At 64.1% G+C, this 10,028-nt stretch carries 10 protein-coding genes; 9 read left to right on the top strand and 1 reads right to left on the bottom strand.

From position 1 onward, the window contains the following. Positions 1 to 78: 78 nt before the first annotated feature. The gene (locus RMO81_RS08455; protein WP_310475387.1) at positions 79 to 756 is read right to left on the bottom strand and encodes a S24 family peptidase; all 678 of its coding nucleotides are present in this window, start codon (positions 754 to 756) and stop codon (positions 79 to 81) included. Between the two features lie 151 nt (positions 757 to 907). On the opposite strand from RMO81_RS08455, the gene RMO81_RS08460 reads away from it, so the two are divergent. The 9 genes from RMO81_RS08460 to RMO81_RS08500 form a co-directional block, all read left to right on the top strand. Further along, positions 908 to 1,147, top strand: a complete 240-nt coding sequence (locus RMO81_RS08460) for a hypothetical protein (RefSeq protein WP_310475388.1) — start codon at positions 908 to 910, stop codon at positions 1,145 to 1,147. Then, on the top strand, positions 1,131 to 1,454 hold the full coding sequence (locus RMO81_RS08465) for a hypothetical protein (protein ID WP_310475389.1): 324 nt from the start codon (positions 1,131 to 1,133) through the stop codon (positions 1,452 to 1,454). Before RMO81_RS08460 ends, RMO81_RS08465 begins: the two co-directional genes overlap by 17 nt. Positions 1,455 to 1,803: 349 nt before the next feature. After that, positions 1,804 to 2,754, top strand: coding sequence for an efflux RND transporter periplasmic adaptor subunit (locus tag RMO81_RS08470; RefSeq protein WP_310475390.1), 951 nt, complete (start codon positions 1,804 to 1,806; stop codon positions 2,752 to 2,754). Continuing rightward, positions 2,751 to 5,810 carry an efflux RND transporter permease subunit gene (locus tag RMO81_RS08475; RefSeq protein WP_310475391.1) on the top strand — a complete coding sequence of 1,020 codons (3,060 nt, stop codon included), beginning with the start codon at positions 2,751 to 2,753 and terminating at the stop codon, positions 5,808 to 5,810. Before RMO81_RS08470 ends, RMO81_RS08475 begins: the two co-directional genes overlap by 4 nt. 87 nt (positions 5,811 to 5,897) lie before the next feature. Next, positions 5,898 to 7,106: an O-succinylhomoserine sulfhydrylase gene (gene metZ / locus RMO81_RS08480; protein WP_310475392.1), complete on the top strand. Its 1,209-nt coding sequence runs from the start codon at positions 5,898 to 5,900 to the stop codon at positions 7,104 to 7,106. 4 nt (positions 7,107 to 7,110) lie between these two features. After that, positions 7,111 to 7,521: a Co2+/Mg2+ efflux protein ApaG gene (gene apaG / locus RMO81_RS08485; RefSeq protein ID WP_310475393.1), complete on the top strand. Its 411-nt coding sequence runs from the start codon at positions 7,111 to 7,113 to the stop codon at positions 7,519 to 7,521. Between the two features lie 45 nt (positions 7,522 to 7,566). After that, positions 7,567 to 8,385 (top strand): LysR family transcriptional regulator, encoded by an 819-nt coding sequence (locus RMO81_RS08490; RefSeq protein ID WP_310475394.1) that lies wholly within the window; start codon positions 7,567 to 7,569, stop codon positions 8,383 to 8,385. Positions 8,386 to 8,743: 358 nt separating this feature from the next. Further along, positions 8,744 to 9,484 (top strand): PEPxxWA-CTERM sorting domain-containing protein, encoded by a 741-nt coding sequence (locus RMO81_RS08495; protein WP_310475395.1) that lies wholly within the window; start codon positions 8,744 to 8,746, stop codon positions 9,482 to 9,484. Positions 9,485 to 9,718: 234 nt separating this feature from the next. Then, the coding region (locus tag RMO81_RS08500) for a cistern family PEP-CTERM protein (RefSeq protein ID WP_310475396.1) at positions 9,719 to 10,028 on the top strand (310 nt) is incomplete at its 3' end.

A 10,028-nucleotide genomic window follows, 5' to 3' on the forward strand; every position in this document is an offset into this window, starting at 1 on the left:
ACGAACGGGTGCAGGGACTGCGTCCCTGCCCGCCGGAGGCCCTATCTTCCTTTCCCCCAAAAAGGAACTTGCCTTCGCTCAGCTCAATTTCCGTCCTACCCACACGACTCGGCCGATGATGTGGATGGCGCTGGGGTCGCAATCGGGCCAGCTGGGATAGGCGTCGTTGTCGGAATTGATGGTCAGGCGGCGGGTGGCGGGGTTCAGGGAGAGGCGTTTGACGAGGAGGGCATCATCGACTCGCAGTACGTAGATGCCGTCGCGGGCGGCGGATTGATCCTGGGTGTCGATGAGGATCTGATCGCCGTGGGCGAGGGTGGGCAGCATCGAATCGCCTTCGACCGACAGCAGGGCCAGCGATTCGGGTGGTGAGTGGGCGAGATCGCGGATGAAGCCGGCCTGGAAGGCGATTCGGGCGGCAGGCTGCTCGGTTTCGGGCAGAGTGCCGGGCCCGGCGGAGGCGCGGACCTGATAGTGGGGAATCAGCACATAATCATCGGCGGCGCGGGCCAGGCCGGGGCGCGGCAGGATGGCGCGGCTTTCATCGGCCGGCCCGCCGAGCAGATGTTCGGCGATGCCGAAGTGGCCGGCCAGGATGCGCCGGTCTGATTCCGACAGGCGGCGCGGCACGCCGCGTTTGATAAACTGCTGAATATAGCTGGCATTGCGACCGAGCAGGCGTGAGAGCGAGGCATAATCCTCGCCACGCGATGCGATCAGCGCGTCCAACCGTGACCGGATGGCGGTGCTGTCCATAGGTATGGGCCTCCTCTCCAAGCCCATAAAGGGCCTATAGCACTGTTTTTTACCTAGACTAGTAGGATTTCAGTAGGAATAAAGTGGGGTATCAGCCGAATCGCGAGGGATAAGCTGATATTGTGTCCAATCCGAATAGGGAGTGAACGACATGAGCTTGTTGCCTGTCGTGGAGCGTCATTTGCGCGCTCACAGCGTACCACCCTCGCGTTTTGGCCGGCTGGTGACCGGTGATCCGCGTTTTGTGTTCGATTTGCGCCGCGGTCGTGAACCGCGGGCTGCAACCAGAGAACGTGTGCTGGCTCATATTGCCCGCACCGATGCCCAGATCGGCGTGAACACCCGCGCTGCCAACAGCCGGAAGGAGAGTAACCATGCGACCGCATTGTGATCGTGCCCAGGCCGCCATCCTGCGGGCGGCCGCCGCCATTGCCGCGCCGCTGGGCGCGCGGCTGGTGATCGAAGAACTGCGGGCACGGGACTGGGCCAGCCTGACCCTGACCGGCACGCGCCATGAACTGGATGTGCGGTTCGATGGCCCGGGAGCGGCGGCTGCCTTGGCCGCATTGGGTGAGCGTCTGCCGCAGGAGGCCATCAGCATCCCGGGGCAGATCGTGGCGGAAGCTGTGGTGGAGCCCGGCACGGCCGATGACGAGGGCGTGGCGATGACCATCTGCGCCCTGGTGATAAATGACTGAAAAAGCGGCCTGAGCTGCCGCTGCGTGTTTGCTGCTGCCACCCAATATGCTCGAACGCGGGCGACGGTGGCAGCGGCGGATGCGACAAATTGAGCAGAAATTGAGCAGGGCTCAAAAAAACTTGCCAGCCGTCGCCGCCACGAGCTAAGTCTTGTCCCGGATCAAAACTGCCGGTCAAGCTGGCGGGAAAAGGGCGGCAGGCACCATGGCACACGATGTCCCTCAGGCGGCCTTCGCGGTTCGAACTCCCCCTGTCATTCTGGTTTCGCTGTTCGCCCTTGCGCTCGCGTCGTGCGGTGACAAGGCCGCGCCGCCCCCAGTGCCTGAAGCGGCTGTGCCAGTCCGCGTGGTGTCCGTGGCTTTGGTCAGCGGCGTATCCGAACTCGAAGTGGCCGGCACCGTGCGGTTGAAGCGGGAGACGCCGCTGGCATTCAACACGCCGGGGCGTATTGCCGCCATCATGGTGCGCGAAGGCGATCGGGTGCAGGCCGGCCAGTTGCTGGCGCGGCTCGACACGACGGCGCTGGGGGCGAATCAGGCCTCTGCAGCGGCCGAAGTGGTGCGGGCGCGGGCCGATGTGAAGCGGTCGGAAGATCTGTTTGCCAAGGGCTGGGTGACGGCGCCGCGGGTGGAGCAGGCGCGGGCGACGATGGTGGCGGCGCAGGCACGGGCGCGGGCCGCCGGCTTTGATGTGTCGCTGGCTGTGCTGCGGGCGCCGGCATCCGGCATCGTGCTGGCGCGGCCGGGCGAACCGGGCCAGATCGCCCAGCCCGGCCAGGCTGTTCTGACCATTGGCGAAATGAATCAAGGCTTTGTGTTGCGCCTGCCGCTGGCTGATCGTGACGTAGCGCGGGTGCGGCAGGGCCAGCCTGCCACCGTGACCATTCCGGCGCTGGGCGCCGTGGTGCTGGCCGGCACCGTGAGCGAAGTGGGTGCGCGCGGGGACGACGGCACCGGCACCTTCCGCGTTGAAGTGAAATTGCCCGCTGATTCGCGGCTGGCTTCTGGCCAGATCGGCAGCGCCCGATTGACCCTGGGCCCGGCCGAACCGGGCGCGCCGATCAGTGTGCCGGCGGCGGCGGTATTTGCGGCGCGCGCCGATGAAGGCTTTGTTTATGTGCTGGAGCCGGTGACGCGCCGCGTGCGGCAGCGGCTGGTGGCGTTGGGCCCGGTGAGCGACGCCGGCGTGGTGGTGACGGCGGGCCTGAAGCCAGGTGACCGGGTGGTGACCACGGGCATCGACCGGTTGCGCGATGGCCAGGTGATCGAACTGGCCGGCCAGAAACAGGCTGGCAAATGAACGCCATCATCCGTTTTGCCATTCAGCGCTGGCAGATCACGCTGGTGGTGTTTCTGGCGCTGGCGGCGCTGGGCACCTCGGCGTTTCTGACCATCCCGCGATCGGTGGATCCGCACTTTACCGCGCCCAACGTGCTGGTGGTGGTGACCCTGCCGGGCGCCGAACCGGCCGACATGGAATCCACCATCGCCAAGCCGATCGAGGATGTGCTGCAGGGGCTGGATGGCATCGTGAAGGTGCAATCCAACGCCACGGATTCGACCGCGGTGATTGCCGCTGAATTCGGCTGGGATGGCGACCCCGAAAAGAATTATGACGAGGTGGTGCGCGAGGTGAACGCCATCCGCCAGACCTTGCCAGCCGGCATTGCGCGGCTGGAATTCCAGAAATTCCGCACCACCGAAGCCGCCGTGCTGCAGATTGCACTGGTGTCGGAAACGGCCAGTTATCGCCGGCTGGAAAAGCTGGCGCAGGATCTGCGCGAGCAGCTGAACGCCGTTTCAGGTGTGCGCGGTACGCGCATCTGGGCGCTGCCCACCCCGGAAATGCGGGTGGCGCTTGATACCGGGCGCATGGCGCAGTTGGGGATTCCAGCCACGGCGGTGACCGACGCGCTGCGCAGTGGCGGCCAGGATCTGCCGCCCGGTGCCGTGCAATCGGGCGGCACTCGGCTGAACGTGCAGGCCGGCGGCGCCTACAAGGCGGTGGCCGATGTCGCCGATGAACCGGTGCGCGCGCAGGATGGCCGTATCGTGCGGGTGAAGGATATTGCCGAGGTGGGCTGGGCCTATGAGGAACAGCCGCATTTTGCCAGGCTCAACGGCAAGCGCGCGATCTGGGTGACGATGAACCAGAAGGACGGCCTCAATGTGCTGGATATCCGCAATGATGCCGTGAAGATTACCGATGCCTTCGCTGCCCAGTTGCCGCCGGATGTGAAGCTGGAAGTCGGCTTTGACCAGAGCGGCGACATCGCCCGCAAGCTGGGGCAACTGGGGCGGGATTTCGGTATCGCGCTGGGCCTGGTGCTGATCACGCTGCTGCCGTTGGGCTGGCGCGCCAGCATCGTGGTGATGGTTTCGGTGCCGCTGTCGCTGGCCATGGGGGTGGCGGTGCTGAGCTGGACCGGATTTACCCTCAACCAGCTGGCGATTTCGGGTTTCATCATCGCGCTGGGCCTGCTGGTGGACGACAGCATCGTGGTGGCCGAAAATATCTCGCGCCACCTGCGCATGGGCAAAACGCGCCAACAGGCCGCCATTGATGGCACCAACCAGATTGCCGTGGCGGTGATCGGCTGCACCTTTGTGCTGCTGTTTGCCTTCTTTCCGCTGACCATGTTGCCCGAAGGCGCCGGCAAATTCACCCGCAGCCTGCCGGTGGCAGTGTTGGCTACCGTGGCGGCGTCGCTGGTCGTCTCGCTCACCATCGTGCCGTTCCTCGCCAGCCGCATGCTGCCGCGTGAGGAAGGCGAGCATGGCAACCGGTTCCTGCAGGCGGTGAACGGCGGCATCCACCGTTTTTACCAGCCGGTGCTGCACTGGGGCCTGGGCAATCCGTGGAAGGCCATGCTGGCCTCTACCCTGCTGATCCTGTCGGGACTGGCGCTGGTGCCGCTGATCGGATCGAGCCTGTTTCCGCCGGCCGAAACGCCCTATTTCCTGGTGCAGGTGACAGCCAGCGAGGGCACCGCCATCCCTGCCACCGATGCCGCCGTGCGCAAGGTCGAAGCCGCACTGAAGGATGAACCCGCCGTGACGGCGGTGCTGAGCAATGTTGGCCGCGCAAATCCGCGCATCTTCTATAACCAGTCCAACAACGATCAGCGCAGCAGCATCGGCGAAGTGCTGGTGGTGCTGAAGGAATGGGATGAATTTGGCGGCCCGGCGCTGGTGCAGCGGCTGCGCAGCCGATTGGAACTGCTGCCCGATGCGCAATATGTGGTGAAGATCTTCAAGAACGGCCCACCCATCGATGCGCCCATCCAGATGCGGATCATCGGCCCGGAACTGGATGTGCTGAAGCGGCTCGCTGCCGAATCGGAACGCGTGATGCGCAAGGTTCCGGGCACGCGCGATGTGCGCAATGCCGTGGCCGTGGATCAGCCGCGGCTCAATCTGGGTCTCGATACCGACAAGGCCGCGCTGCTGGGTGTTGCCCCCGGGGCGCCGCGCCGGGCGCTGCGGCTGGCGCTGGCGGGCGAGAATGCCGGGCGCTTCCGCGATGTGGAAGGCGACAGCTATAATGTCGTGGTGCGGCTGCCGCTGGCCGAGCGCCACAATATTGCGGCGCTGGACAAAGTGTATGTGCAGGGCAGCCGGGGCCCGGTGCCACTGCGCGAGATCGCCACACCCTATCTTGATTCAGCCCCGCCGCAGATCAGCCGCGTGCGCCAGAACCGGGTGGTGTTTGTCGATTGCCAGGTGGGCGAAGGCTTTCTCACCGCCAAGGTCAACCGGGCGGTGATCGATGCGCTGCAGGCGCAGGTAAAGCTGCCCTATGGCTATCGCTTTGAAGTGGGCGGCGAGGCCGAAACCGCCTCGCGCAGCTTTGGCGGGCTGGGACCGATTATTGCGCTGGCGGTGTTTGGCATATTGGCCGTGCTGGTGATCGAGTTCGGTCGTTTCCGCGAAACCCTGGTGGTGGCCGGCGTCATCCCGCTCGGCCTGTTCGGCGGGATTGTGGCGCTGTTCCTCACCGGCAATTCGCTCAGCTACACCGCTGTCATCGGTTTCGTCGCGCTGATCGGCATCGAGATCAAGAACAGCCTGTTGCTGGTCGATTTCACCACGCAACTGCGAGAGGCCGGGCGGCCGCTGCGGGAAGCCATTGAAGAGGCCGGCGAGGTGCGCTTCCTGCCGGTGCTGCTGACCAGCGTGACGGCCATTGGCGGCCTGCTGCCGCTGGCGCTGTCCGGCTCTGGCCTGTATTCGCCGCTGGCGTGGGTGATCATCGGCGGGTTGGTGTCGTCCACCGTGCTCAGCCGCGTGGTGACGCCGGTGATGTATCTGCTGATCGTGCAGGGCGACAAGGCCGGCACTGCAACCGTCGATTGACATTCATCGTCAACAACATGTGACGCTTTGGCAACATCAAGCAGCGCTTCATTGCGCCAAGGCCAGCACAGGTTTATCGCGGTTCGCATGAAACGAAACGCCGGCCAGGATATGGAACTCGTGAAGCAGTGGCGCCCGGCCACGCAGATGGTGCGCGGCGGCACCATGCGTACCGAGGTGGGCGAAACGTCTGAAGCCATCTTCATGACCTCCGGCTATTGCTACGACAATGCCGAGGAAGCCGCCGCGCGCTTCCGGGGTGAACGGCCGGGCATGACCTACAGCCGCCTGCAGAACCCGACGGTGGAGATGCTGGAAAAGCGCATCGCCCTGATCGAAGGGGCCGAGGCCGCGCGCGCCACCGCCACTGGCATGGCAGCGATGTCCGGCATGCTGATGTCCACCCTGTCTGCCGGCGATCATCTGGTGGCGGGCCGCGCGCTGTTCGGATCGTGCCGGGTGCTGGTCGATACCATCCTGCCGCGTTTTGGCATCGAAACCACCACGGTCGATGCCCGCGATGTCGACGCGTGGGCGAAAGCGCGGCGGCCGAACACCAAGGCCTTTTTCCTGGAAACACCTACCAATCCGGGGCTGGACCTGTGCGATATCCGGGCCATTGCCGATGTCGCCCACGATGCCGGTGCGCTGGTGATGGTCGATAATGCCTTTGCCTCACCGATCGTGCAGCGCCCGCTGGAACTTGGCGCCGATATCGTCGCCTACAGCGCCACCAAGCTGATGGACGGGCAGGGGCGTGTGCTGGCCGGTGCCGTGGTGGGCAGCGAAAAATGGATCAACGACACGTATCTGGCCTTTGCGCGTCACACCGGGCCGAACCTGTCGCCGTTCAACGCCTGGGTGGTGCTGAAAAGCCTGGAAACGTTGGATCTGCGCGTGCGCCGCCAGTGCGACAACGCGCTGAAGCTGGCAGCCTGGCTGGAAAGCCGGGTGCCGCGGCTGGTTTATCCCGGCCTGCCCAGCCACCCGCAGCACGCACTGGCGCTGCGCCAGATGAAAGCCGGCGGCACCATCATCGCCATGCACCTTGATGGCGGTCGGCCCCAGGCGCAGGCGCTGCTCGATGCGCTCACCATCATCGATATTTCCAACAATCTGGGTGATTCCCGCACCCTGATGACACATCCGGCCAGCACCACCCATGCCAGCGTATCAGAATCGGTGCGGGCCGAAATGGGCATCACCGAAGGCATGTTGCGGCTGAGCGTGGGCCTTGAAGACGTGGACGACCTGATCGACGATCTTGATCAGGCGCTGAAATCTGCGGGCCTGTGACGGGATGATCGGCCAGATCTTCCCCTACGCTGAAACCACCGGCTTCATCACCGTGCGTGTCGCGCCGCACTATCTCCCCGATCAGTCCGATCCTGAACGCGGCTATTATGTCTGGGCCTATCACGTCCGGGTGGAAAATGGCGGCACGACGCCCGTGCGGCTGATGGCGCGGCGCTGGCTAATCACCGATGGCGATGGCCGCACCGAACAGGTGGAAGGCGATGGCGTCGTGGGGGTGCAGCCGCTGATCGCGCCCGGCGGCGCCTATGACTATGTTTCGGGCTGCCCGCTGGCCACGACATCGGGCCGCATGCAGGGCCGGTATGTGATGACAGGTGAAGACGGCGTGCGTTTCACGGTCGTCATTCCGGCCTTTGCGCTTGAAGTGCCGGTCGGCCGCCCGCCCGTTCATTGAAGTGCGGGCATTGAAGTGCCGGCGCAGCCCAACCATGGTCTCCCCATGAAACGCACCCATCTGCCCATGAATGCCCTGCGCGTCTTCGAAGCGGCCGCGCGCCACCTGTCGTTCACGCGCGCCGCCGATGAACTGGCGGTCACGCCGGCCGCGGTGGGCCAGCAGATCCGGGCGCTGGAAGAAACGCTGGGCGTGGTATTGTTCCGCCGCCTGACCCGCAATCTAGAACTCACCCACGAAGCCGAGCAGGCGCTGCCAGCACTGCAGCAGGGCTTCCTCGCCTTTGAAGAGGCGGTGCGGGTGATGCAGGCCGGGCAATCCAGCCGGGTGCTGTCCATCGCGGCGCCGCGGGCGCTGGTGGCCAAATGGCTCACTGCCCGCTTGGCCGAATATGGCCGGCTGAACCCCGATTTGCGCTTCTCCCTGGCCACGCATGAAACGGGCGAAATGGATTTCACCCAGGCCAATCACGATCTGGCCATCCATTTCGGTGCCGAACCGCAGGCCGAAGCCATTCATGGCCGCACGCTGGGCGAAGAACGGCTGATAACGGTGGCGGCACCGGGCCCAGGGGCAGACGCGCCCAATTCGCTGCCGTGCATTGCCCACCCGCTCGATCCCGAAACGCCGTGCGTGGAAAGCGCACTCACCGTGGCGGATCCTGGCCTTGCCATCGATGCGGCAGCGGCCGGGTTGGGCAAGACGCGGGTGCCGGCGTTGCTGGCCGCCGCAGACCTTGCCGCTGGCCGCATCATCGCCCTTGATGCTGGCGAGCCGGCAGCCGGCGCCTGGTGGCTGACCGCGCCCACGCCGCAATGGCGACAGGCCAAGGTGCGGGCGCTGGTCGCCTTTCTGATCGGCTAGATCCGCCACAGGCGCGGTATTCGATCGATGCGCCCGATTGCGCCGGGGGCGTCCCGCACGCGCGCCAAGTGCGATCCGGATTGGGCGGAAACCGCGCTGCCAACCCTCCGAAATGGCCCCATCTCCGGTCCGCGTCAGCGGCAGCCGGCGGTATGGTTATGCGTGGATTAACCATGAAAACTGTCGGAAAGCTTTACACTTTGTAAAATTAACCTGATGGCAAGAAATGGTTAAGCCGCTTGAATCACGAGCAAACTTTCAAAATCGTTAAATTGGTATGAATATTGCATGTGTTTTCGCGGTGGGGGGTCATTTCGATCTCCAGACTGGGCCAAAAACCAACGAGGGAGTTGCTGCTATGAGTATGTTTCTGAAGACCGCGATCGCCGCCGCTGCGCTCGCCCTGATGCCGGTGGCGGCACAGGCCACCCAAACTGTTTCGATCGTCAGCTTCACCGCCAACCAGCGCGGCCCGAACCTGACTTACGCAGACAATGGCGCGGCTGGCTGGTCGCTTTCGACCGTGACGCCGAAGTCTGTGCTGGTCACGCTGGAAGATTTCTCTGGCAACTTCGTGTCGGGCGTGACGGCAAACCTGTCATTCAGCGGCACCGGCACCAGCTTTGCCGTGAACAACTCGGGCAATATCTGGTCGCAGGCCTTCACCGGCGGCACCGTGTCGTTCACGAACACGGCTGCGTTCGTCCTCGGCTCGACCGTCTATGCTGCGGGCAGCAACATCCTGTCGCTCAGCTTCGCTGGTGGTGAAATGACGGCGACCGTGCCCGGCACCGCCGGCAACGCGCTGGTGTCGATCCCGGGTGATGGCTTCTCGGGCGTCACGAGCGATTTCCTGGCCTTCCCGCCGACCCAGCTGACCGATTTCTCGATCAGCCTCGCCAACGTGATCCCGGGCTTCTGCATCGGTTCATGCGGCCTTGGTGGCCAGTCCACCGTTCGTTTCCAGAACTTCACGGCGCGCGGTTCGGGTGACTTCACCGCCACCGTTCCGGAACCGGGCACTTGGCTGATGCTGCTGGTTGGTTTCGGCATGGTCGGCTTCGCCGCTCGTCGTCGTCAGGCAGCTGTCGCGGCCTGATTGATACTGCATTGGTCAAAGCCCGGTGCCGGCATTTGTCGGCACCGGGCTTTCCTGTTTTGGCGCCGGTTCATTTGGCCATGCATGCTGGTCACTCAGCGAACCAAAAGTTAACAACGCAAAATATTCATGTTGAGTGCGTTAATGCCAATTGTTATTTGTTTACGAATATGCAATTATTCTGAATAGATTCGTGACAGGGTGGGCCTGTTGCCTTTTGCGAGGGACAAGACGATGAAAAATATGATTCTCCTGGCTGGTGCCTTGGCAAGCCTTGGGTTTGCTGCACTTCCGGCGGCTGCGGCGGTACCGCTGGTGAACTCGCCGATCACGGTCACGACGGCTGATGTGGGCAAGGCCTTCACTTACAATTTCAACGGCATCGTTGATGAGGTTGAACAACCTGGCCTCGCGGCTGCGATCACTTTTACGCTGACTGGCTTTGTCGGCAATGCGTGGACTTTCTCGGCGGCCATCGACAACAATTTGCCAAACACGCCGGTTCTCGGTCGGATCACAAGCTTTGGCTTCAACAGCAGGCCCG

Source organism: Sandarakinorhabdus sp. (assembly GCF_031422795.1).
Classification (GTDB): Bacteria; Pseudomonadota; Alphaproteobacteria; order Sphingomonadales; family Sphingomonadaceae; genus Sandarakinorhabdus.

Bases quoted from the DNA above. Each gene is read 5' to 3' on its own strand.
- RMO81_RS08455 (WP_310475387.1), bottom strand. From the start codon at position 756: ATGGACAGCACCGCCATCCGGTCACGGTTGGACGCGCTGATCGCATCG.
- RMO81_RS08460 (WP_310475388.1), top strand. From the start codon at position 908: ATGAGCTTGTTGCCTGTCGTGGAGCGTCATTTGCGCGCTCACAGCGTA.
- RMO81_RS08465 (WP_310475389.1), top strand. From the start codon at position 1,131: ATGCGACCGCATTGTGATCGTGCCCAGGCCGCCATCCTGCGGGCGGCC.
- RMO81_RS08475 (WP_310475391.1), top strand. From the start codon at position 2,751: ATGAACGCCATCATCCGTTTTGCCATTCAGCGCTGGCAGATCACGCTG.
- metZ (WP_310475392.1), top strand. From the start codon at position 5,898: ATGAAACGAAACGCCGGCCAGGATATGGAACTCGTGAAGCAGTGGCGC.
- apaG (WP_310475393.1), top strand. From the start codon at position 7,111: ATGATCGGCCAGATCTTCCCCTACGCTGAAACCACCGGCTTCATCACC.
- RMO81_RS08490 (WP_310475394.1), top strand. From the start codon at position 7,567: ATGAAACGCACCCATCTGCCCATGAATGCCCTGCGCGTCTTCGAAGCG.
- RMO81_RS08495 (WP_310475395.1), top strand. From the start codon at position 8,744: ATGAGTATGTTTCTGAAGACCGCGATCGCCGCCGCTGCGCTCGCCCTG.